Annotated in this window: 22 protein-coding genes and 1 riboswitch; of the genes, 17 read left to right on the top strand and 5 right to left on the bottom strand. The window is 72.8% G+C overall.

What is annotated here, in order from left to right; all coding sequences use genetic code 11:
* Positions 1–18 precede the first annotated feature (18 nt).
* Positions 19–2,442, bottom strand: a complete 2,424-nt coding sequence (locus tag LG634_RS10575) for a chitinase C-terminal domain-containing protein (protein ID WP_226733442.1) — start codon at positions 2,440–2,442, stop codon at positions 19–21.
* A 269-nt stretch (positions 2,443–2,711) separates the two neighbouring features.
* A riboswitch (FMN riboswitch) is annotated at positions 2,712–2,842 on the top strand.
* Between the two features lie 136 nt (positions 2,843–2,978).
* On the opposite strand from LG634_RS10575, the gene ribD reads away from it, so the two are divergent.
* The 10 genes from ribD to LG634_RS10525 all read left to right on the top strand — a co-directional run bounded on the left by ribD (position 2,979) and on the right by LG634_RS10525 (position 11,601).
* Entirely contained in the window at positions 2,979–4,097 is a 1,119-nt protein-coding gene (gene ribD, locus LG634_RS10570) for a bifunctional diaminohydroxyphosphoribosylaminopyrimidine deaminase/5-amino-6-(5-phosphoribosylamino)uracil reductase RibD (protein WP_226733441.1), read from the top strand.
* A complete protein-coding gene (locus LG634_RS10565) occupies positions 4,098–4,721 on the top strand; it encodes a riboflavin synthase (RefSeq protein ID WP_226733440.1) in 624 nt (207 codons plus the stop codon).
* The gene (locus LG634_RS10560) at positions 4,718–5,374 is read left to right on the top strand and encodes a nicotinamide mononucleotide transporter family protein (RefSeq protein WP_226733439.1); all 657 of its coding nucleotides are present in this window, start codon (positions 4,718–4,720) and stop codon (positions 5,372–5,374) included. The genes LG634_RS10565 and LG634_RS10560 overlap by 4 nt, the downstream gene beginning before the upstream one ends.
* Positions 5,371–6,669, top strand: coding sequence for a bifunctional 3,4-dihydroxy-2-butanone-4-phosphate synthase/GTP cyclohydrolase II (locus LG634_RS10555; protein WP_226733438.1), 1,299 nt, complete (start codon positions 5,371–5,373; stop codon positions 6,667–6,669). Before LG634_RS10560 ends, LG634_RS10555 begins: the two co-directional genes overlap by 4 nt.
* A 115-nt stretch (positions 6,670–6,784) precedes the next feature.
* Positions 6,785–7,270, top strand: a complete 486-nt coding sequence (ribH, locus tag LG634_RS10550; RefSeq protein WP_226733437.1) for a 6,7-dimethyl-8-ribityllumazine synthase — start codon at positions 6,785–6,787, stop codon at positions 7,268–7,270.
* A gap of 83 nt (positions 7,271–7,353) precedes the next feature.
* Positions 7,354–7,635 (top strand): phosphoribosyl-ATP diphosphatase, encoded by a 282-nt coding sequence (locus tag LG634_RS10545; RefSeq protein WP_226733436.1) that lies wholly within the window; start codon positions 7,354–7,356, stop codon positions 7,633–7,635.
* A gap of 69 nt (positions 7,636–7,704) precedes the next feature.
* A complete protein-coding gene (gene hisG, locus LG634_RS10540; RefSeq protein ID WP_226733435.1) occupies positions 7,705–8,553 on the top strand; it encodes an ATP phosphoribosyltransferase in 849 nt (282 codons plus the stop codon).
* Positions 8,553–9,011, top strand: coding sequence for a PH domain-containing protein (locus LG634_RS10535; protein WP_226733434.1), 459 nt, complete (start codon positions 8,553–8,555; stop codon positions 9,009–9,011). Before hisG ends, LG634_RS10535 begins: the two co-directional genes overlap by 1 nt.
* 179 nt (positions 9,012–9,190) lie before the next feature.
* Entirely contained in the window at positions 9,191–10,540 is a 1,350-nt protein-coding gene (locus LG634_RS10530) for a hemolysin family protein (protein ID WP_226733433.1), read from the top strand.
* Complete coding sequence (locus LG634_RS10525) at positions 10,537–11,601, top strand: hemolysin family protein (RefSeq protein WP_226733432.1); 1,065 nt, start codon at positions 10,537–10,539, stop codon at positions 11,599–11,601. Before LG634_RS10530 ends, LG634_RS10525 begins: the two co-directional genes overlap by 4 nt.
* Positions 11,602–11,619: 18 nt before the next feature.
* On the opposite strand, the gene LG634_RS10520 is transcribed toward LG634_RS10525, so the two are convergent.
* Together LG634_RS10520 and LG634_RS10515 are read right to left on the bottom strand one after the other, a co-directional pair.
* Positions 11,620–13,548: an AAA family ATPase gene (locus LG634_RS10520; RefSeq protein ID WP_226733431.1), complete on the bottom strand. Its 1,929-nt coding sequence runs from the start codon at positions 13,546–13,548 to the stop codon at positions 11,620–11,622.
* 343 nt (positions 13,549–13,891) lie between these two features.
* Positions 13,892–14,509, bottom strand: a complete 618-nt coding sequence (locus LG634_RS10515; protein ID WP_226733532.1) for a uridine kinase family protein — start codon at positions 14,507–14,509, stop codon at positions 13,892–13,894.
* Positions 14,510–14,714: 205 nt separating this feature from the next.
* On the opposite strand from LG634_RS10515, the gene LG634_RS10510 reads away from it, so the two are divergent.
* The 4 genes from LG634_RS10510 (at position 14,715) to LG634_RS10495 (ending at position 18,461) form a co-directional block, all read left to right on the top strand.
* Positions 14,715–16,061 carry a C39 family peptidase gene (locus tag LG634_RS10510; protein ID WP_226733430.1) on the top strand — a complete coding sequence of 449 codons (1,347 nt, stop codon included), beginning with the start codon at positions 14,715–14,717 and terminating at the stop codon, positions 16,059–16,061.
* A gap of 141 nt (positions 16,062–16,202) precedes the next feature.
* Positions 16,203–16,622, top strand: coding sequence for an SPW repeat protein (locus LG634_RS10505; protein WP_226733429.1), 420 nt, complete (start codon positions 16,203–16,205; stop codon positions 16,620–16,622).
* Between the two features lie 194 nt (positions 16,623–16,816).
* On the top strand, positions 16,817–16,996 hold the full coding sequence (locus LG634_RS10500) for an SCO1431 family membrane protein (RefSeq protein ID WP_226733428.1): 180 nt from the start codon (positions 16,817–16,819) through the stop codon (positions 16,994–16,996).
* A gap of 292 nt (positions 16,997–17,288) precedes the next feature.
* Positions 17,289–18,461, top strand: a complete 1,173-nt coding sequence (locus LG634_RS10495) for an acyl-CoA dehydrogenase family protein (protein ID WP_226733427.1) — start codon at positions 17,289–17,291, stop codon at positions 18,459–18,461.
* 4 nt (positions 18,462–18,465) lie between these two features.
* Here LG634_RS10495 and LG634_RS10490 read toward each other — a convergent pair whose 3' ends face one another.
* Positions 18,466–18,633: a hypothetical protein gene (locus LG634_RS10490; RefSeq protein ID WP_226733426.1), complete on the bottom strand. Its 168-nt coding sequence runs from the start codon at positions 18,631–18,633 to the stop codon at positions 18,466–18,468.
* 253 nt (positions 18,634–18,886) lie between these two features.
* On the opposite strand from LG634_RS10490, the gene LG634_RS10485 reads away from it, so the two are divergent.
* Positions 18,887–20,020, top strand: coding sequence for an Rv3169 family protein (locus tag LG634_RS10485; RefSeq protein ID WP_226733425.1), 1,134 nt, complete (start codon positions 18,887–18,889; stop codon positions 20,018–20,020).
* A gap of 159 nt (positions 20,021–20,179) precedes the next feature.
* On the top strand, positions 20,180–21,271 hold the full coding sequence (locus LG634_RS10480) for a phosphotransferase family protein (RefSeq protein ID WP_226733424.1): 1,092 nt from the start codon (positions 20,180–20,182) through the stop codon (positions 21,269–21,271).
* 14 nt (positions 21,272–21,285) lie between these two features.
* Here the strand turns inward: LG634_RS10480 and LG634_RS10475 are convergent, their stop codons facing one another.
* On the bottom strand, positions 21,286–21,717 hold the full coding sequence (locus tag LG634_RS10475; RefSeq protein WP_226733423.1) for a hypothetical protein: 432 nt from the start codon (positions 21,715–21,717) through the stop codon (positions 21,286–21,288).
* 213 nt (positions 21,718–21,930) lie between these two features.
* On the opposite strand from LG634_RS10475, the gene LG634_RS10470 reads away from it, so the two are divergent.
* Positions 21,931–22,371: an Lrp/AsnC family transcriptional regulator gene (locus LG634_RS10470; protein WP_226733531.1), complete on the top strand. Its 441-nt coding sequence runs from the start codon at positions 21,931–21,933 to the stop codon at positions 22,369–22,371.
* Positions 22,372–22,528: the final 157 nt, after the last annotated feature.

Below are 22,528 nucleotides of genomic sequence, written 5' to 3'. Positions count from 1 at the left end.
CTGCCGCCCGCTACCGGGTCAGCAGGGGCCGAGATCCTCCCAGACACCCCACTGGCCGGTGGTGCCGGGCTCCTCGTTCTGCGTCCACCACTTGGCCTTCCAGTTGCGGCCCTTGTGGGACACAACCGTGCCGCCGGTGCTGACGCTGCCCGCGACGTACGGCGGGTTGGTGCAGGTGCCCCCGCCGCCGGTGCTGCCGCCGGTCGTGCCGCCGGTGGTTCCGCCCGTCGTGCCGCCCGTGGTTCCGCCGGTCGTCCCGCCCGTGGTCCCGCCCGTGGTTCCGCCGGTCGTCCCGCCCGTGGTCCCGCCCGTCGTGCCACCCGAGCCGAGGTCCACCAGCGTGGTACCGCGCGCCAGGTCGCCGGCGAGGGCGTACGTCGTACCCGAGACGTTCACCGTCCAGTTGGAGGGCGTGGACACCGGGAGGTAGTAGTTGAAGGCCAGGTCGACGGAGGCGCCGGGGGCCAGCGACTGCCAGGCCGGGAGCTTCAGCGAGACCCGGTGGAAGTCGCCCTTCAGGCCGCCGACGTTGTTGCCGGTGTGGCCGCTGCTGATCACCTTGGTGCCGAAGCCGGACTGGTCGGAGGCGTTGTTCGGAGCCGCCGTCGAGTAGTCGAACTGGAACTCCGTACCGCCGGGCAGGCTGGCCTTGGTGTTGTTGGTGATCTTGATCTTCGGGGTGATCGGGTAGTTCGAGTCGCCGAGCTTGAAGTCGGTGAACTCGACCTTCACGTCCACGGCCTGGGTCGGCAGGGTGCCGCCCGCCTTCTTCGCGCCGTACGGGGTCGCGTTCTTGAACTTCTCGTACATCAGGGTGGTGAGCGTGTCACCCATTTCGTACTGGCCCTTGGCGGTGTTGTAGCCGTAGTCGCCGGCCAGTTCCCAGACCATCGTGCCGCCGATGCCGCGGTCCACCACGTAGTCGGACTTGGCGGCGACGGACTGCTCGTCCTCGGTGGAGAGGAAGACCTTCTTCTGCGCGTTCCACAGCCACGGCGCCACCAGGGTGGAGTCGTACTTGCGGGCGTAGGTGCCGGTCAGCGAGGTGTTGGCAGGGAAGCCGTACTTGGTGACGTAGTCGCCGACGACGCCCTTCTCCAGGTTCTTGGCGTGCCACATCGGGTTGGAGCCCGCCGGGGACTCGACGCCGTTGGTGTCCTTGTCGTGCCACAGGTTGTCGATGCCGACCGCGCCGTCGCCGCACTTGGTCAGACCCGCGCCGGCCGGGCAGCTGGTGGCCGCGGCCTTGCCCCACAGGCCGTCGGTGCCGCCCTGCACGTTCTTGAAGCCGCGGGTGTAGTACGGCAGGCCGATGTTGATGCGGCCGGCCGGCATGGAGCCGCGGAAGTAGTGGTAGGCCCAGTCGGTGTTCAGGTAGCCGATGCCGCCGTACTGCTGGCTGCCGTAGACGCCGGCGGCGGCGAGCTCGCCGTCCTTGCCGTCGTCGAAGAGGGAGGCGTTCGGGCCGACGTACTCGTTCCAGGCGCCGTGCAGGTCGTACGACATGATGTTGACGTAGTCCAGGTACTGCTGCATCTGGAACGTCTCCATGCCGCGCAGCAGGTACCCGGAGGACGGGGCGGCCACGGTCAGCAGGTAGTGCCTGCCGTCGGCGGCGCCGGCCGCGTCCAGCTTCTCCCGCAGGGTCTTCATCAGGACCGCGTAGCCCTTGACCAGGCCGGCGCGACGGGCGTTGGCGAGCTGCCAGTCCAGCGGGTTGCCCGCGTCCTTCATGGTGGTCGGGTACTCGTAGTCGATGTCGACGCCGTTGAACCCGTACTTCTTGATGAACGCGACGGCGGAGTCCGCGAAGGTGTTGATGCCGGCCGTGTTGACCGAGCCGTCCGCGTTGGTGGCCATCGAGTAGAAGCCGCCGGAGTTGACGCGGTTGCCGCCGTCGTCGAAGTAGCCGCCCGTCTCGGCCCAGCCGCCGACCGAGATCAGCGTCTTCACGTCAGGGTGCAGCTTCTTGTACTTGGTCAGCAGGTTGAAGTGGCCCTTGTAGGGGAGTGCCGGGTCCATCTCGGCCCCGGCCACGCCCGGCCAGGTCATCCCGGTGGCCGCATTGTTCGCGCTGTCCCCGCCCACGGAGATCTTGTTGTCGCTCGCGACGTGGGCGAAGGCGTAGTTGATGTGGGTGATCTTGTCCCACGGGATGTTGTTGGCCAGGTAGGCGGGCTCGCCGTTCTTGCCGGTGCGCCAGCCCGTGAAGTAGCCGATGACGCGGCGCTTGTGGTCGGCGCCCATCTTCTCGCGGCCGTCGGAGTCGTAGACGGAGCAGTACGGGACGTCGACGCCCGCGGTCTTGTAGAGCCCGTCGGGACGACAGGTCTCGTTGTCGGCGGCGTGCGAGACGCCGGTCGAGAGCGAGCTGAACAGCAGGCCGGCAACTGCGGCTCCGGCTGCCGTCAACGTGGCTCTCGTGCGCGTGGGGGACAGCACGATCGTGCCTCCTGGGGAGGGGAGGTTGGCAGGACACAACGGACTGAAAGGTGGCGCTATCGCCCCAGATGTGCGCACATCTGACGGGCTGTCTCCCGGGAATGTGAAGCAGACATTAAGAGGACTAGACCAGCCCGTCAATAGGTCTGGACCAAAGCCGAATTGGCCGATCCCGACCTGGCAAAGTGCGCTCGGTTGTGAGCCAGGCCACAGCCCGTCACCCGCATGGGGGCGGATCAGGCGTGGCACACTGACTTCAGTACCAGTAGCAGCGCACTCCGGGGTCGGTGTAATTCCGAACCGGCGGTTATAGTCCGCGACCCGTCCGCAGCCAGCGGCCGGTTGACCAGGTGAAATTCCTGGACCGACGGTTAAAGTCCGGATGGGAGGCAGTGCGCGGCGGGCCAGTCACAGGTACGCCGCTGTAGGTCGTTCCACCATGTTTTCGCAGGTGGGGCGGGTCCTCGGCCTTGGCGTCCCGGTGTGCTTTCCCGCTTCATCTGTCGTATCCCGACAGGCCCCGGAGTCCGTGCCCGATGAGGCAGGAGGACCCGGTGGGCAACCACGCCGACGCAGACGCCATGCGACGAGCCATCGCGCTCGCCGCCCGCGGCCTCGGCTCCACGAGCCCCAACCCCGTCGTGGGCTGCGTCATCACCGACGCCGCCGGCACCGTCGTGGGTGAAGGCTTCCACCGGCAGGCCGGCGGCCCGCACGCCGAGGTCCACGCCCTGCGCGCGGCCGGCGACGCCGCCCGCGGCGGCACCGCCTACGTCACCCTCGAACCCTGCAACCACACCGGCCGCACCGGCCCCTGCGCGCAGGCCCTCATCGACGCCGGCATCAGCCGCGTCCACTACGCGGTCTCCGACCCGAACCCGCAGGCCAGCGGCGGTTCCGCCACCCTGCGTGCGGCCGGCGTCGAGACCTCCGGCGGACTCCTGGAAGCCGAAGCCGCCGAGGGCAACGCCGCCTGGCTGACCGCCGTCCGCCTGGGCCGCCCGTACGTCCTGTGGAAGTACGCCGCCACCCTCGACGGCCGGATCGCCGCCGCCGACACCACCAGCCGCTGGATCAGCTCGGCCGAGTCCCGCGCCGACGTCCACCGGCTGCGCGCCGAGGCCGACGCCGTCGTCGTCGGCTCCGGCACCCTGCGCGCCGACGACCCGCACCTCGCGGTCCGCGGCGTCGAGGGCGCCGTCCAGCCGCTGCGGGTCGTCGTCGACACGCACGCCGGGATCCGCCGCGACGCCCGCGTCCTCGACTCCGCCGCACCCACCCTGCTCGCCGTCGCCGAGGACGCCGACGTCCGGCACCTCGCCGGCACCGAAGGCCTCGACGTCGCCCGGCTGCCGTACGACGGTCCCGGCCTCTCCGTGACCGCCCTGCTGCACGTGCTGCACGCGCGGGGCGTCCGCTCCGTCCTCCTCGAAGGCGGCCCCACCCTGGCCGGCGCCTTCGTCGCCGCGGGAGCAGTCGACAAGGTCGTCGGCTACCTCGCCCCGGTCCTGCTCGGCGCGGGCCGCGCCGCCCTCGCCGACGCCGGGATCACCACCATCGCCGACGCCCTGCGCCTCGACATCACCGAGACCGTGCGCATCGGCCCCGATCTCCGCATCACAGCCGTCCCCACCACCGCCCCCAAGGAGCACTGAGTGTTCACCGGAATCGTCGAAGAACTGGGCGAGGTCACCGCCGTCGAGCAGCTCGACGACGCCTCCCGCTTCCGCCTCCGCGGCCCCGTCGTCACCGACGACGCCAAGCACGGCGACTCGATCGCCGTCAACGGCGTCTGCCTCACCGTGGTGGAGACGGCCGACGGCGAGTTCACCGCCGACGTCATGGCCGAGACCCTCAAGCGCTCCAGCCTCGGCGCCCTCACCGTCGGCTCCCGGGTCAACCTGGAGCGCCCGATGGCCCTCGGCGGACGCCTCGGCGGCCACCTGGTCCAGGGACACGTGGACGGCACCGGCAGCATCGTCTCCCGCACCCCCTCCGAGCACTGGGAGCTCGTGAAGGTCTCGCTGCCCGCCGAGCTGTCCCGCTACGTCGTCGAGAAGGGCTCGATCACGGTCGACGGCGTCAGCCTCACCGTCGTCGAGGCCGCCGCCGACCACTTCACCATCAGCCTCATCCCCACCACCCTCGCCCTGACCACGCTCGGCATCAAGCAGCCCGGCGACCCGGTCAACCTGGAGGTGGACGTCCTCGCCAAGTACGTCGAGCGGCTGCTCGGCGCCGGCGTCGACCCGCTGCACGCCCCGGAGGCCACGGAATGAGCGCCGTGACCTGGCTGAACTCCGAGGCCTTCACCGTCGTCGGGCAGCAGATCAAATGGGCCGACATGATCGGCAACACGGCCGGTCTCATCGCCCTCGCCCTCGGCTGGCGCCGGTCCATCTGGACCTGGCCCATCCAGCTCCTCTCCGGCGCGATCCTCTTCACCGCCTTCGCCGCCGGCCACCTCTCCGGCAGCGCCGGCAAGCAGGTCGTCGTCGTCCTCGTCGCCGCCTGGGGCTGGCTCCAGTGGACCCGCGGCCGGCAGCAGGCCCAGGACGGCACCCTCGCCGTCCGCTTCGCCACCTGGCGCGAGCGCGGCGCCCTCCTCGGCGCCGCCGCCCTCGGCACCCTCGCCGTCGGCGGGCTCTTCACCGCCTACCCGCAGCTCTCCTGGGACCCCTGGCCCGACGCCTACGTGTTCGTCGGCACCGTCGTCGCCATGTACGCCCAGGCCAAGGGCATGGTCGAGTTCTGGTTCGCCTGGCTGCTGGTGGACGCCGTCGGCGTCCCGCTGGCCTTCGCCAACGGCTACGCCTTCTCCGGCCTCGTCTACGTGATCTACGGAGCCCTCGTCCTCTGGGGCGCCTACGACTGGTACCAGCGCTCACGCACCACCCACCCCGCCACGGCCCTGGAAGGAGCGGCGGCATGACCTCCCCCAAGCCCACCCTGACGCCCGTCCCGGACGACTTCGAGAGCTTCCGCCTCGACCCCGTCGAGCAGGCCATCCGCGACATCGCGGCCGGCCGCCCCGTCGTCGTCGTCGACGACGCCGACCGCGAGAACGAGGGCGACCTCGTCATCGCGGCCGAAATGGCGACCCCCGAGATCGTCGCCTTCATGATGAGCGAGTGCCGCGGCCTGATCTGCGCCCCCATGGAGGGCGACGAACTGGAGCGCCTCGAACTCCCGCAGATGGTCGCGCACAACACCGAGTCCATGCAGACGGCCTTCACCGTCTCCGTGGACGCCACCGCCGCGCACGGCGTCACCACCGGCATCTCCGCCTGGGACCGCGCCACCACTCTGCGGCTGCTCGCGAGCGGCACCACCGACGCCTCGGACTTCGTCCGCCCCGGCCACGTCTTCCCGCTGCGCGCCAAGCCCGGCGGCGTCCTGGTCCGCCCCGGCCACACCGAGGCCGCCGTCGACCTCGCCCGCCTGGCGGGCCTGCGCCCGGCCGGCGCGATCGTCGAGATCGCCGGCGAAGACGGTGTCATGCTGCGGCTGCCCGAGCTGATCCCCTTCGCTCGCAAGCACGGCCTGACGATCATCTCCATCGAGGACCTGATCGCCTACCGCCGCGGCGCCGAGCCCACCGTCCGCCGCGAGGCCGAGGTCAGCCTGCCGACCTCCTTCGGCGAGTTCACCGCGTACGGCTACCGCTCCACCACCGACGGCGTCGAGCACGTCGCCCTCGTCCACGGCGAGATCGGCACCGGCGAGGACGTCCTGGTGCGCATGCACTCCGAGTGCCTCACCGGCGACATCTTCCACTCGCTGCGCTGCGACTGCGGCCCCCAGCTGCACGCCGCCATGGAGCGCATCAAGATCGAGGGCCGCGGCGTCGTCGTCTACCTGCGCGGCCACGAGGGCCGCGGCATCGGACTGCTGTCCAAACTGCGCGCGTACGAGCTCCAGGAGCGCGGCCGCGACACCCTCGACGCCAACCTCGAACTCGGCCTGCCCGCCGACGCCCGCGACTACGGCGCCGGCGCCCAGATCCTGGTCGACCTCGGCGTCCACAGCGTCCGCCTGATGACCAACAACCCGGCCAAGTCGGACGCCCTCGTCCGGCACGGCGTCGAGGTCGCCGACCGCGAGCCCATGCCCGTCGAGGCGGGCGAGCACAATCTCCGGTACCTGCGCACCAAGCGCGACCGGATGGGCCACGACCTGCCCTGGCTGGACGCCGCAGCGGCCGTCTCGGCCTGCGGCAGCCAGTGACGCCGGACCCCCGGCGACCAGCACCACCCCCCGGGGCCCGTCCGACGGGCCCCGGCACCACCCCGGCACGAACGGCCGGACACGCACCGAACAGGCAGTAGGAACGAGGAGAGCTGTGAGCGGCAAGGGCGCACCCGAACTGAGCGTACGGAACTGCGGAGACCTCCGGGTCGCCGTCATTGCGGCGCAGTGGCACGAGAAGGTCATGGACGGGCTCGTGGACGGAGCCCTGCGCGCCCTCCACGAGCTCGGCATCGACGAGCCCACCCTGCTGCGCGTTCCCGGCAGCTTCGAGCTGCCGGTCGTCGCCAAGGTCCTCGCCGAGCGCGGCTACGACGCCATCGTCGCCCTCGGCGTGGTCATCCGCGGCGGCACCCCGCACTTCGACTACGTCTGCCAGGGCGTCACCCAGGGCCTCGTCCAGGTCTCCATCGACACCGGCGTCCCCGTCGGCTTCGGCGTGCTGACCTGCGACAACGACGAGCAGGCGCTGGACCGCGCCGGCCTTGAGGGCTCGAACGAGGACAAGGGCCACGAAGCGGTCACCGCCGCCGTCGCCACCGCCATGACGCTCCGCACCGTCAGCGAGCCCTGGCGGTAGCCGCGGGAGGGAGTCCGCGGAGGAGTCCAAGGAGTGAACCCCGGCGCCGCGGCGCCGGGGGGAAGCCTTAGGCTATGGGCATCATGGCGAACAAAACCCCCAAGAGTTTCGAGGAGCTGTTCACCGAGCTCCAGCTCAAGGCCGCCAACGGCGACCCCACCTCCTCCCGCACCGCCGAGCTGGTCGGCAAGGGCGTCCATGCCATCGGCAAGAAGGTCGTCGAGGAGGCCGCCGAAGTCTGGATGGCCGCCGAGTACGAGAGCAAGGACGCCGCCGCCGAGGAGATCTCGCAGCTGCTGTACCACGTCCAGGTGATGATGGTCGCGCGTGGGATCTCCCTGGACGACGTCTACGCCCACCTCTGAGCCGCAGGCCCCGCCGCCGCTCACGCTCCGCACAGCACTCCCTTCACACGAACAAAGGAAACCGACCTCATGCTGCGCATCGCCGTCCCCAACAAGGGTTCACTCTCCGGACCTGCGTCGGCGATGCTCCATGAGGCCGGCTACCGGCAGCGCAAGGAGTCCAAGGAGCTCGTCACGGTCGACCCGGAGAACGAGGTCGAGTTCTTCTACCTCCGCCCCAAGGACATCGCGATCTACGTGGCCTCGGGCAAGCTCGACATCGGCATCACCGGCCGCGACCTGCTCCTGGACTCGGGGGCGAACGCGGAGGAGATCCTGCCGCTGAACTTCGGCCGCTCCACCTTCCGCTACGCCACCCGTCCGGGCACCGCCAAGGGCCCCGAGGACTTCAACGGCATGACGATCGCCACCTCGTACGAGGGAATCGTCGCCAAGCACCTCGCCGACCAGGGCATCGACGCCTCCGTCGTGCACCTCGACGGCGCGGTCGAGACCGCGATCCAGCTCGGCGTCGCCGAGATCATCGCGGACGTCGTCGAGACCGGCACCAGCCTGCGCAACGCCGGACTGGAGGTCATCGGAGAGCCGATCCTCAAGTCCGAGGCCGTGGTCATCCGCCGCAACGGCGCCGACGCCGACCACCCCCAGGTCCAGCAGTTCCTGCGCCGCCTCCAGGGCGTCCTGGTGGCCCGCAGCTACGTGATGATGGACTACGACATCCGCGCCGAGCACCTGGAGCGCGCCGTCGCCCTCACCCCCGGCCTGGAGTCCCCGACGGTCTCCCCCCTGCACAACGAGGGCTGGGTCGCCGTCCGCGCCATGGTCCCCGCCAAGGAGGCCCAGCGCATCATGGACGACCTGTACGAACTCGGCGCGCGCGCGATCCTGACCACCTCGATCCACGCCTGCCGCCTCTGATGGCCGCCGACCAGGCGGCCGCGCCCGCCCTGCCCGTCACCTTCCGGCCCACCCGCACCCGGGTGGTCCTGCTCACCGTCGGCGCCGCCATGTTCGCGACGATCACCGTCGTCGCCCTCATGCTGGAACGCCTCAGCACCGGCGAGCGGGTCAGCTTCGTCTTCACCGCTGCCCTGCTCAGCTCCGTCCTGGTGCTGCTCAGCCGGCCCAAGGTGGTCGCGGACGAGACCGGCGTCACCGTCGTCAACCTCACCACCAAGCGCCGCCTGGAGTGGGCGCAGATCCTGCGGGTCAACCTCCGCCCGGGCGACCCCTGGGTGTTCCTCGACCTGAACGACGGCACCAGCCTGCCCGCCCTCGGCATCCAGCCCGGCGTCGCCAGGCAGCAGGCCATCGGCGACGCGCGCGCCCTGCGCGCCCTCGCCGAAACCCGGGGCACCGGCACACCCGGCGCCTGAGTCCCCATTGCGGGGACGATCTCAATGACTACCCTGGTGGCGGGGCGCAGCCGTGCGCCCCGCCACCGGCCGCGTCCGCACGCGGCCCGTGGGTCCCTGCAACTCGAGGAGTGACTCCCTCCAGCAATGGACGGATCGTCCGGTAGTACCTGCGCCGCCCCCTCCCCGGAGGCGGCGGCATGACCATCCCGCTACTTTTGCTCGTGGCGGCCTTCGCCCTGATCCTGGCCAACGGGTTCTTCGTGGCCGCCGAGTTCGGCCTCGTCACCGTCGAGAAGCCGGATGCGGAGCGCGCCGCCGCCGAAGGCGACCGCCGGGCCCGCACAGTCGTGAAGGCCCTGCGCGAGCTGTCCTTCCAGCTCTCCGGCACCCAGCTCGGCATCACCATCACCTCCCTGGTGGTCGGCATGCTCGCCGAGCCCGCCCTGGCCGGGCTGTTCGCCGGCCCGCTCACCGCGGCCGGCCTGCCCCGGGGCGCCGTGTCCGGAGTCTCCGTCGTCATCGGCATGCTGCTCGCCTCCGCCGTCCAGATGGTCGTCGGCGAGCTCGTGCCGAAGAACTGGGCGGTCTCCCGGCCGCTCCAGGTCGCCCGCTTCGTGGCCGGCCCGCAGAACGCCTTCTCCCGCGTCTTCCGGCCGGTCATCTCCGGCCTCAACGCGGTCGCCAACCGCCTGGTCCGCGCGCTCGGCGTCGAGCCCACCGAGGAGCTGGCCTCCGCCCGCACCCCCGGTGAACTCGTCTCCCTGGTCCGCCACTCGGCCCAGGCCGGCGCCCTCGAACAGGACACCGCGGACCTGTTCGTCCGCACCCTCTCGCTGGGCGGGCTCACCGCCCAGCACGTCATGACCCCCCGGGTGCGGGTCAGCGCCCTGCAGTCGACCGCGACCGCCGCCGACGTGCTCAACCTGACCCGGGCCACCGGCCTGTCCCGCTTCCCGGTCTACCGCGAGCGCATCGACGAGATCGTCGGAGTCGTCCACCTGAAGGACGCCCTCGCCGTGCAGGAGGCCCAGCGGACCTCCGTCACGGTCGGCCGGATCGCCGTGCCCCCGCTGCTCGTCCCCGAGACCCTGCCCGGCCGGCTGCTCCTGGAGCGGCTGCGCAAGGAGCAGCCGATGGCCGTGGTCGTCGACGAGTACGGCGGCACCGCGGGAGTGGTCACCCTGGAGGACATCGTCGAGGAACTCGTCGGCGAGGTCCGCGACGAGCACGACCTGGCCGAGGAGGAGACCCCCGAACTGGCCACCGTGCCGGCCGAGGACGGCAGCCCCGCCTGGGACGCCGACGGCTCCTGCCGGGTGCACACCCTGCGCCGGATAGGCCTCGACGTGCCGGAAGGCCCGTACGAGACGGTCGCCGGGCTCGTTGCCGACCTGCTCGGCCGGATCCCGGCCCCCGGGGACCGTGCCGAACTCCCCGGCTGGAAGCTGTCCGTCCGCCAGGTCGGCCGCTACCGCGCGGAGCGAGTGCGCCTGGTGCGCACCGTCCCCGCCGCCGCGGAGCCCGCGCTGCAGGCGGTGGGCCGGTGAACGCGCTGCAACTCGTCTTCGCCCTGCTGCTGGTCCTCGCCAACGGGTTCTTCGTCGGTGCCGAGTTCGCCCTGGTGTCGGTGCGCCGCAGCCAGATCGAACCGCTGGCCGCCACCTCCAAGCGGGCCCGCCAGACCCTCCACGGGCTGGAGAACCTGCCGCGGATGATGGCCGCCGCCCAGTTCGGCATCACCATCTGCTCACTGACCCTCGGCGCGGTGGCCGAACCCACCGTCGCCCGGCTGCTGGAGCCGCTGTTCCACGCGGTCCACGTCCCGCAGGGCCTGATCCATCCCCTCGGGTACGCGTTCGCGCTGGCCGCGGTGGTCTTCCTGCACCTGGTCATCGGCGAGATGGTGCCGAAGAACCTCGCCATGGCGGCCCCCGAGCGGACCGCGCTGTGGCTGAGCCCGGGCCTGGTCGGCTTCGCCCGGCTGTGCGGGCCGGTCACCACCGCCCTCGGCGCCTGCGCCGGCCTGGTCCTCAGGATGTTCGGAGTCGAACCCAAGGACGAGGTCGAGGCCGTCTACACCAGCGCCCAGCTCGGCCGCCTGGTCGAGGACTCCCGGCAGGCCGGCCTCCTGGAGCCCGGCGAGCAGGAGCGGCTGGAGGACGCCCTGGAACTGGGCAGCCGCCCGGTGACCGACGTCCTGCTCGACCGCGCCCAGCTGGTCACGGTCGGCCCGTCGGCCACGCCCCGGGAGATCGAGGCGCTGACCGTCCGCACCGGGTACTCGCGCTTCCCGGTCCGTTCGGACGGGGGTGCGTTCATGGGATACGTGCACGTGAAGGACGTACTGGACCTGGACGACCGGGAGCGGGCGGTGCCCCAGCAGGTCTGGCGGCGCATGACCACCCTCTGCGCGACCCTGCCGCTCGACGACGCGCTCAGCGTGATGCGCCGCGACGCCACCCATCTGGCGCAGGTCGCGGACCCGTCGGGCCGGGTCCTCGGACTCGTCGCGCTGGAGGACGTACTGGAGATGCTGGTGGGCGAGGTCCGCGACCCCGCGCACCGGCGCCGGCCGCCGCTGCCCGCACCGGCCGCACTGGCCGGCTGAGGTCCGGGCCGCCGCCGCTCACAGCGGCGGCGGCTCCGGCCGGCCGCGGTCCTGCGGGCCGCGGCCGGACAGCACCTCCCCGTACGCCTGCATCAGGTCCGCCAGCCGGAGCGTCGCCAGGTCGTCGCGGCTGAGGACCCCCGGGTAGCCGGCCAGCCGCAGGTCGCGGTAGGCGCAGCTCTTCTCGTACAGGGTGCGCAGGAACCGGCCGTTGCCGAGTTCGTCGATCCAGCCCTGGTCGACCACGTGCCCGCTGATGCTGCGCAGCTCGTCGAGGGCCTCCTCGTCCCAGCGGTCGCCGTTCGCGTCGGCCAGCACCCCGCCGATCGCGGTCAGTTCGAGCGGCCGGTAGCTGGGGAAGTCCACCCGGGTGGTGAACCGGGACGACAGGCCGGGGTTGGTGGCCAGCAGACGGTCCATGCCCGCCGGGTAGCCGGCCAGGATCACCACCAGCTGGTCCCGGTTGTCCTCGGCCCTCTTCAGCAGCACCTGGAGGGCTTCGTCGCCGTACGCATCGCCCTTGCTGTAGCCCGAGTTGGACAGGCTGTACGCCTCGTCCACGAACAGCACCCCGCCGATGGCCGAGTCGATCAGCTCGTTCGCCTTCACCGCGGTCTGACCGAGGAACTCGCCGACGAGATCGGGGCGTTGGGCCTCCACCAGGTGGTCGCCGCCGAGCAGCCCGAGGGCGTAGAAGACCCGGCCCAGGATCCGTGCCACGGTGGTCTTCCCGGTGCCCGAGGGGCCGGAGAAGACGAAGTGCCGCTTCGGCGGCTGCACCGGCAATCCCTGAACGGCCCGCAGCCGGGCCATGTGCAGCTGCGCGGACAGTGCCTTGACCTGGCGTTTGACCGGCTCCAGCCCCACCATCCGCTCCAGCTCGGCCAGTGCGTCGGCGAGCAGGGCCGGGTCCGCCGGGCCGGTCGGCAGCTTCGTCGGCCCGGTCTGCGCGGGCACCTTGCGCCGGACCGCCCCGGGCGCCGGGCCGCCGGCCGGCCCGCCCGGCGGTGCCGTGCCCGGCGGCGGCCCGAACCGGCCCTCCGGCGGCTCGGGGGCCGGCGGCACCGGCTCCGGCTCGGCGAAGCCCTCCGCGGTGTCCTGCCCGGCACCACCGGCCAGCGCCACGGCCGCGTAGTCCCCGCCGGAGTCCCAGCCGGCGCCGTCCGGCCCGTCGAGCCCGTCGGCCTCCGCGATCGCGGTCAGCCGGGCGGCGGTGTCCATGAACGCCGGGTCCACCCGGTGCACCGCGCGGTACAGCGGCAGGGCGGCCGCACTGCGGCCGGTGCCCTCGTGGGCCCGGGCCAGCCAGTAGCGCAGCTCCTTGCGCTGCGGCTGCTCGCTGCGGCAGCGCATCAGGGCCGCCGACAGGATCGGCTCGGCCTGCCCGTACATCTCCAGCCGGACCCGCGCCATCCCGCCGAACAGGCCCGACTCGATGCCGAGCAGCGCGTCGTCCACCAGCGGCTCGGTGTGCCGGACCAGCTGGTCCCAGTCCTTGACGAGGTACGCGCGGCAGGCGTGCAGGAAGCGGACCTGCGGGTCGGCGTCCACCGGCGGCAGCCCCGCCAGGGCCTGGTCCAGCTCCGGAACGTGCCGCCCGTCCAGCCAGTGCGAGGCGTGCGCCAGCAGCAGGTCCCGCCGGCTCTCCAGCACCGGCTGCACCCACCAGCCCAGCCAGTACCAGGAGTTCAGGGTGCGGCGCTGCCGGGCGCGCTGCTCGCCGAACCGGTCGCGGTGCGCGTACATGCGCAGGAGGGCGGTCGTGGTGTCCACGCGCAGGGCGTGCAGGCCCAGCCAGGCGTCGGCCATCGAGGGGTCGAGCCGGACCGCGGTCCTGAACTCCTCTTCGGCCTGCGGGTAGGCGCCCATCGTGTAGGCGTCCACCCCGCGCAGCCAGGCGAGTTCGGCCGGGGCGTGATGGCTGCCGCCCTGCGTGCCGAAATCCATCGCATCCCCCAACCTCCGCGTCATGGACGGGAGTTACGCAGGCCGCTCCGCCGGATCAGACTCGCATCGTACCTGCGGTTACGGCTGCGCCGCAGGGTGCGGCGAGCACTCGGGCAAGCGCCGGCCGGGCCCGCTGAGGTGACGCAGGGTGAACGGGAGGCGGGGGAGGGCGGGCCGGACGCGGCCGCGCCGGGATAGAACGAAGCCCCCGATCACGGGGGAACAATCGGGGGCTTCGCGTCCGTGTCGGCCGGTGGGGGCCGCACCTTCTGAACGTAAGGCCGTCCCGGGGCTCCGGTCAAGCGCCCCGGTGCCCCCTCGGGCCGGTCCGCTTGAACGTTGCTCAAACCGGGGGCAGGCCGTCACCCTCGGTCACCGAACTGGCCGCCTCCGCCGTCGCACCCGCCCCCGAAGTCCACTCGTATCCCGTACCGCACTGCCGTACCAGGAGATCGGCGAAGGGGCGCGAAGGATCGTCCGCGAAGTGCGCGGCCTCCGCGCGCTCCCATCCGTCCCAGAAGCCGGCCAGCGCGCCCCCGTCCCGCCGGCGCCCCCGCGCCCAGGACTCCTCGCGGGGCGTCTCCATCCACAGCAGCCGCGCCAGGTGCGGCCGCAGCGCCCGCCGTCCGCTGCCCACCCCCTCGACCAGCAGCAGCGGCACCGGCTCCAGCACCCGGGCCGACCCGAACCGCCGCGCGGTCCAGTCGTACGGCTCCCAGCGCGCGGCCCGCCCGCCGGCCAGCGGCGCCAGCAGCTGCTCGCGGAACCGGCCGGTCCAGGCGAACGGCTCCGCGTGCGAGGCCACGTCGTCCAGGTGCAGCACCGGCACCCCGCCCAGCGCCCCGGCCAGCCGCCCGGCGAACGTGCTCTTGCCCGAGCCCGCGTGCCCGTCGACCGCGATCAGCCGGACCGGCCCGCAGGACGGCGGCAGCGCGCGCAGCTCGCGGGCCAGGGTCTCCAGAGGTGTCACCCGGCCAGCCTACTGAGCCGGGACACGACCCGCGGGCCTGGCTGCGAGCGCCCGCGGACTGCGAAGGTGGCCGGGGGTCCGCCCGGCGGATCAGGGCCGGACGGACCCCCGGTCGTCCCGTCCGGACCGTCCCTGCACCGCAGGGTCCGGACGAGCCGGCCCGACCCGTCCGGATCCGACTGGGGGTTCCCCGCCGATGACCGCTTCCACGCCGCGCCGGGCCGTCCTGGCCGCCGCCCTCGCCGTCGCCGCCGCGACCGCCGCACCCGGCCCCGGCGCAGCCGCCGCCGGGCCCCGCGCCGCGGCCCCGGCCCGTACCGTCGACAACCGCTTCTGGTTCTCCCACGGCCACTGGCGGGCCGGCAGCCACGAGGGCACGGCCGCCGCCGGCGGGGTGCGCCCCGCGCTGCGCATCGCGGCGCCCGCCGGCCGCACCGACCACACGGACCCGCACACCGGCCGGACGGCCGCCTGGGAGTACGCCCGCTGGGTCTCCCCGGTGCACCGCTCCACGGTGCCCGCCACCGAGGTGATCGCCTCCTGGAACGCGCACACCCCGCGCGGCACCTGGCTCGGTGTGGAACTGCGCGCCACCTACCCGGACGGCACCCGGAGCCCCTGGTACGTGATGGCGCGCTGGGCCGCCGGGGACGCCGACATCCGGCGCGCCTCGGTCGACGGCCAGGGTGACGGGCGCAGCAGCGTCGGCACCGACACCCTGTCCGTGGACGCCCCGGCGAGCGGGCTGCGGCTGACCCACTGGCAGCTGCGGCTCACGCTGTACCGGACCCCGGGCGCGGCGGTCACCCCGTCCGTGTTCCTGGCCGGGGCGATGGCCTCCGACGTGCCGGACCGCTTCTCCGTCCCCGCGTCGGTGCCCGGCCCGGGCCGAGAGCTGGCCGTGCCGCGGTACTCGCAGGAGGTCCACACCGGCCGGTACCCCCAGTACGACAATGGCGGCGAGGCCTGGTGCAGCCCCAGCTCCTCGCAGATGACGATCGAGTACTGGGGCCGCCGGCCCGACCCGGCCGCGCTGGCCTGGGTGGACCGCTCGTATAGCGACCCGCAGATCTGCCACGCGGCCCGGCAGACGTACGACCACCAGTACCGCGGCTGCGGCAACTGGCCCTTCAACGCGGCCTACGCGGCCACCTACCCGGACCTGGCCGCCGTCGTCACCCGGCTGTGCTCGCTGTCCGACGCCGAGCGCCTGATCAGGGCCGGGATCCCGGTGATCACCTCGCAGTCCTTCCGGGCCGAGGAGCTGACCGGTGCCGGGTACGGCACGGCCGGCCACCTGATGACCGTGGTCGGCTTCACCGGCGCCGGCGACGTGGTCGCCAACGACCCGCACGCGCCCACCAACACGGCCGTACGGCGGATCTACCGGCGCCGCGAGTTCGAGAACGTCTGGCTGCGCACCCGGCGCCACAACACGGCCGGCAAGGTGGTGGGCGGCTCCGGCGGCATCTGCTACCTGTACGTTCCGGCCCGCCCCTCGGCCACCCAGATCGCGGCCCTGGCGGCGGTCGGGGTGATCTGAGCGCCGGCACCGGCGGCCTGCCGGACGAGCGGCTCCCGGCAGTCCGCCGGACCGCTTCCGGCGGGCCGTTGACCTGCGGCACGGAGAAGCGTTACATAAGGGATAAAGGGCAGATAAATGCTTCACAGGAGGCGGCCCGACATGTCCCTACACCCCACCATCGAGCACCACCCCGACCTCGCCGAGATGCGCACCCGGTTCGAGCGGGCGACCGCGACCCCGAGCGCCCAGGCCGTCGAGACCCTGGCCGTCGTCACCGGCCTGTACCTCGCGGCCTCGCCGTGGATCGCCGGGTTCAGCAACCTCACCCCGCTGGCGGTCTGCAACCTGATCACCGGTGCCGCGTACTGCCTGTTCATGGGCGGTCTCGGCTCCGCCTACGAGCGCACGCACTCGCTCGCCTGGGCCGGCATCGCCATCGGCGCCTGGACCATCGTGTCCCCGTGGGTCATCACCGGGAACGTCGACACCACCCGCAGCGTGGTCAGCAACGTCATCACCGGCGCGGTCGCGTTGCTGCTCGGCCTGGCGATGACCCTGGCCGACCGCAGGAAGACCTGAACCCCGTCCGTGCCCGAACCGCCGGGCCCCGGCCGTCGCGCCGGGGCCCGGCGCCGTGCCCGCGCGGCTGCCCGGTGCCCTGTGAGGAGGGTCACCGTGCCCCGCCGCCCCTACCGGGGCGGGCCGGTCCGCTGGCACATTGGACGGCACACCGGGGGGACGTCCGACCGCCAGACGAACCGATGCGAGACACCATGACCGCGAACAGTGCAGCCCTCTCCCGGCTCGGCAAGGACCCGTCCGCCGGGCCCGCCGACGAAGCCGCCACCCGTACCGGCGGCCCCGAGGACGGCCCCCGTTGGCTGGAGCACGTACTCGGCTGGACCCTCGTCGTCGTGCTCGCGATGTTCGTCACGCAGACCGGCCTGATGTGACCCTCCGCCCGGCCGCGGGGCACGGCCCGACCGGGGTGGAATTCGTACCGGAATGCCCGGCCCCGCAGGCTGCCGGAAAGCGCCTGCGACGCCCCTGACCGGCAGGTTCCTGATATCGGACCCGTGACGGAACTGCCGTCATCGGGCATACTCGGGCGCGCCGCAGCCGACAACACGCGCCGCTCCCGTGATCCGGGAGGGCGGCATTCGGTTGCGAGAGCATCGACGACGGAGACGCGTGCTCACCCGGCGCGCGTCTTCGCACTGCCCAACGAGGGAGGAGAGCGCCGCCATGACCGACCGCGCCCCGCAGCCGGTGGACCGACAGCTGCCCACCGAGGAGTCCCGTGACCTCCTCGCGCTGGTACGCGACATCGCCGACCGGGAGATCCGGCCGCACGCCGCGGAGCAGGAGGAGGCCGGACGGTTCCCGCGCGAGCTGTTCGCCCTGCTGTCCGAGTCGGGGCTGCTGGGCCTGCCGTACGGCTCCGAGTCCGGCGGCGGCGACCAGCCGTACGAGGTCTACCTCCAGGTGCTGGAGGAGCTGGCGGCGGCGCGGCTGACGGTCGGCCTCGGCGTCAGCGTGCACTCCCTGGCCTGCCACGGGCTGGCCGGCTTCGGCACCAAGGAGCAGCAGGAGGAGTTCCTCCCGGCCATGCTCGGCGGCGGCCTGCTGGGTGCGTACTGCCTCTCCGAGCCGGCCTCCGGTTCCGACGCGGCCTCCCTGACCACGAAGGCCGTCCGGGACGGCGACGACTGGGTGCTCACCGGCACCAAGGCGTGGATCACCCACGGCGGCGTGGCCGACTTCTACACCGTCCTGGCCCGCAGCGGCGCCGAGGGCCCGCGCGGGATCACCGCCTTCCTGGTGCCCGGCGACGCGCCCGGCCTGAGCGCGGCCCTGCCGGAGAAGAAGATGGGCATGAAGGGCTCGCCCACCGCCCAGGTCCACTTCGACGGCGTACGGGTCTCCGACCGCCGCCGGCTCGGCGATGAGGGGCAGGGCTTCACGCTGGCGCTCTCCGCGCTGGACTCCGGCCGCCTCGGCATCGCGGCCTGTGCCGTCGGTGTGGCGCAGGCGGCCCTCGACGAGGCGCTGGCCTACGCGGCCGGGCGCAAGCAGTTCGGCCGCCCCATCGGCGACTTCCAGGGCCTGCGCTTCATGCTCGCCGACATGGCGACCCGGATCGAAGCGGGCCGCTCCCTGTACCTGGCGGCGGCGCGGCTGCGGGACGCCGGCAAGCCGTTCTCCAAGCAGGCGGCCATGGCGAAGCTGTTCTGCACCGACGCCGCGATGTCCGTCACCACGGACGCCGTCCAGGTCCTCGGCGGCTACGGCTACACCGCGGACTTCCCGGCCGAGCGCCTGATGCGCGAGGCCAAGGTGCTGCAGATCGTCGAGGGCACCAACCAGATCCAGCGCATGGTGATCGGCCGCCACCTGCTGGGCCCCGAGTCCCGCTGACCGCTCAGCCGGAACCGGGCCTGGTCGGATCGCGCGGATACAGGCCGCCCGAGGGCCACACGGGCGAGGTGGTGAGGCGGGTCCACTCGGGGTCCCGCCGCCCCGGCAGGGTCCGGCCGTCACTACTCCAGCGGGCCAGCAGGGCCCGGTAGATCGGTGGGTCGGCAGGCACCTGCTGAACCGATTCTTCGGAGCCCGGAGGCATCGGGCGGCGTCGTCGTCCGGTTGACGTCTGCAGCATGGTCACGCACGGCCAACGCAGGGCCGTACGACCAGGTAACCCCCGCAGGGTGTCGGGGATCCGTTCGACGGGTCCCCGGCACCCTTTTCTGTCAGCGGGTGACAGAAGTCTGGTCGTGTGCGCGGTTCCTGACGTAGCGTCATCTCCGCCCGGAACCGCCCCAGCTGCGCCCAGGAGGCTCGCCGTGCCCGCGGACCGCCCCATCGCCCTCGACGAATACCCCATCCACCAGGCCCCGTTGTCGATGAAGCACGTGGCCACCGGCGACCGCAACGCCTACGACCGGTGCATCTTCCACGTGTTCGACCACGCCGGACGCGCCGTGCTCATCCTCGGCCTCGGCGTCTACCCCAACGCCGGCGTCATCGACGCCTACGCCACCCTGCGCCGCGGTGGCGAACTTCTCGCCGTACGCGCCTCCGACGCCCTTGGCGACGACCGCATGAACCTCGCCGTCGGCCCGCTGCGCATCACCGTCGACACCCCCCTGCGCCGCCTGCACCTGCACTGCGACCCGGACCCCGCCGACCCCGACGGACTCTCCTGCGACATCACCTGGACCGCGGCCTTCCCCGCCGTCTGGGAGCCCCACCACGTGCAGCGGCGCGGCGACCGCCTGATGCTGGAGGGCCGCCGGTTCGTCCAGGCGGGCACCGTCACCGGCACCCTCACCGCCGGAGGCGAACGGACCACCCTCACCGAGGGGGAGTGGACCGGCACCCGCGACCGCAGCTGGGGGGTGCGCCCGATCCCCGGCGAGGACGGCGGCCGGGCCGCAGCCGAACTGCGCCCCGAGGGCTTCCACTGGCTCTGGGTGCCCGTCCGCTTCGACGACCGCTTCCTCATGGTCGTCGTCCAGGAGGACGCCGACGGCCACCGCACCCTGAACGAGGCCCTCCAGGTCTTCCCGGCGGACAGCGGCCGCCCCGACGTCCAGCTCGGCTGGCCGCACACCGACATCCGCTACCGCCCCGGCACCCGCCACCCCGAGAGCGCCGTCATCCACCTCACCGACCCGGCCCGCAAACCCCTCGAACTCGGCGTGGAGATCCTGGCCTCCTCCCCGCTGGCCGTCGGCGCCGGCTACCCGCCCGCCACCGACTGGCAGCACGGCAGCTGGCAGGGGCGCGGCTGGACCGACCGCCGCACCTACGACCTCTCCGACCCGGCCGCACACCCGATGGCCGCCTTCGGAGTCACCGACCACTCGGCCCGCTTCACCCTCGACGGCCGCATCGGCCACGGCATCTTCGAGCACGGCAGCTTCGGCCGCCACGACCCGAGCGGGTTCACCGACTACGGGTCCGTCGCACCCTGAACCGGGGCGCCCGGGCCGCCCCTCCGGACCGGCATCCGAGGCCCTCCGCAGGGCCGCCGCAGGACCGCCCCCCTCGCAGGACCGTCGGCCGGCCGCAGGAACGCCACCCGGCCGCGGCCCGCGCACCCCACCCCCGCCCGCAGCGGACAGGAGCACCGCATGGCAACCGCGCCACGTCCCCGCACCTCCACCCGCGAGCCCGAGGAGATCGGCCGCCGCCTCACCGCCTGGCTCGGCCGGCGGCTCCCCGGCGCCCGCGTCACCGGGATCACCACCCCCGCCTCCAACGGCATGTCCAGCGAGACCCTGCTCTTCGACATCGAGCACCCCCGCACCCCGCTGCGCGCCTGCGCCCTCCGGCTCGCCGCCGACCCCGCCGCGTACACCGTGTTCCCCACGTACGACATGCCCCGCCAGCACCGCGTGATGAGCCTGGTCGCCGAGTACACCGACCTGCCGGTCCCGCGGGTGCAATGGCTGGAAATCGATCCCGAACCGCTTGGGGCGCCGTTCTTCGTGATGGCCCGCGCCGAGGGCCGGGTGCCGCCCGACGTCATGCCCTACACGTACGAGGGCAACTGGCTGCACGCGGCGACCGACGCCGAACGGGCCGGTCTGGAGGAGGAGAGCATCGGTCTGCTGGCCCGGCTGCACGACCAGTTCCCCGCCAAGGAGGCGGAGTTCCTGCTCCCCGAGGGCACCGGCAGCCCGCTGCGCCGGCACGTCGAAGCCCAACGCGCCTACTACGACTGGGTGGTGGCCGGTCTGTCCCGGTCACCGCTGATCGAGCGGGCCTTCGGACGGCTGGAGGAGCTGTGGCCCGCCGACGAGGGACCCGCCGTCCTCAACTGGGGCGACGCCCGCATCGGGAACGTCGTCTACGACGGCTTCGAACCGGTGGCCGTCCTCGACTGGGAGATGGCCGCCCTGGCCCCGCGCGAAGTGGACCTCGGCTGGACGGTCTACCTGCATCGCTTCTTCCAGGACCTGACGGTCGGATTCGGCCAGCCCGGACTGCCCGACTTCCTGCGCCGCGACGCCGTCGAACGCCGCTACGCCGAACTCACCGGGCACACCCCGCGCGACATGGAGTTCCACACCCTCTACGCGGCCCTGCGGCACGCGATCGTGATGCTCCGGATCGCCTACCGCCAGGCGCACTTCGGCGAGGTGGCCGTACCGGCGGACCCGGACGGCCTGATCCTGCACCATGCCAGCCTCGCCGCCATGGTGCAGGGCACCTACTGGTAGGGAAGACCGGGCGGTCAGGCCGCCTGCGCGTGCCGGCTCTGCACCGGCGCGGGCCGCTCCGGACGGCGCGGCCGCGAGCCCGGGCCGCCGACGTGCGAGAACGGCTGCGTACGCCAGTCCAGGCCCTGGGGGAGCGTCAGGAGCACCACCGGCTCCAGCTCGCGCTCCGCGGGGGAGTCCGCTCCGGGTGCCGGCGACGCCGGCCGGCCGGTGCCCGGGCAGACCGTCAGCCCGAACGGGTTCCACGGCGTCAGGCAGAGCGCGTGCTCGGGAAGGAACTCCTCGTCCGCGACGAGGGCGATCGACTGGGAGCAGTCGGGGCAGGTCGCGTGGTGGACCTCGAAGGACTCCGCGGTCCAGAGGTCCTCCGGTTCCTCCTCCTCGACGGGATCGGCGAGATCGAGGGGCTCCGGCTCCGGGCGACCGGTGCGCTTGTTGTTCGGCATGGATGTACTCCCCCTTGGCTGGGCCGGGCGGCAGGATCTGCCTCGGCCACAGCAACCACTTCCCGCCGTGCGGCACGAGTAACCACAACACTCCGGCCTGGACCTACTTGCGGTTGTGGCCTTCGTCACATGCCCGCCGCAGGTGCCGATTCGGGCCCGCCGCCACTGTGCCGGAGCGCCCCCGGGGCAATAGGTTGAGCGGCTATGAGCGCAATGGAGGAACTGGACCGGCAGATCGTGGATCTCCTCGTCCGGGACGGACGCATGAGCTACACGGACCTGGGCAAGGCCACGGGCCTGTCCACGTCGGCGGTCCATCAACGAGTACGCCGGCTGGAGCAGCGCGGAGTGATCCGCGGGTACGCGGCCGTCGTCGATCCGGAGGCCGTGGGACTGCCGCTGACGGCGTTCATCTCGGTGAAGCCCTTCGACCTGAGCGCGCCCGACGACATCGCCGAGCGGCTCGCCGGAGTCCCCGAGATCGAGGCCTGCCACAGCGTGGCCGGCGACGAGAACTACATCCTCAAGGTGCGGGTGGCCACCCCGCTGGAACTGGAGGACCTGCTCGGCCGGCTGCGCGCCCTCGCCGGCGTGTCCACCCGCACCACCGTGGTCCTCTCCACCCCCTACGAGGCCCGCCCGCCCCGCATCTGACCCGCCCGCGGCCGCCCCCCGTCCCGGCCGCCCCCCGCACTCCGCCGCCCGCCGCCGCGGCCCGGCGTTCCCACCTCCCCGCCGGGCCCCGCCCCGCGGCCGTCGCCCGCAAGCACCGGATCCGGCCGCCGGGCGTTTCCCGCCACCCCGTGCCGGG

The sequence above is a fragment of the Streptomyces bambusae genome, from assembly GCF_020532645.1.
Lineage (GTDB): Bacteria > Actinomycetota > Actinomycetes > Streptomycetales > Streptomycetaceae > Streptomyces > Streptomyces bambusae.
The sequence above is the reverse complement of the archived record's forward strand: the minus strand, read 5'-3'. Positions and strand labels throughout refer to the sequence as shown.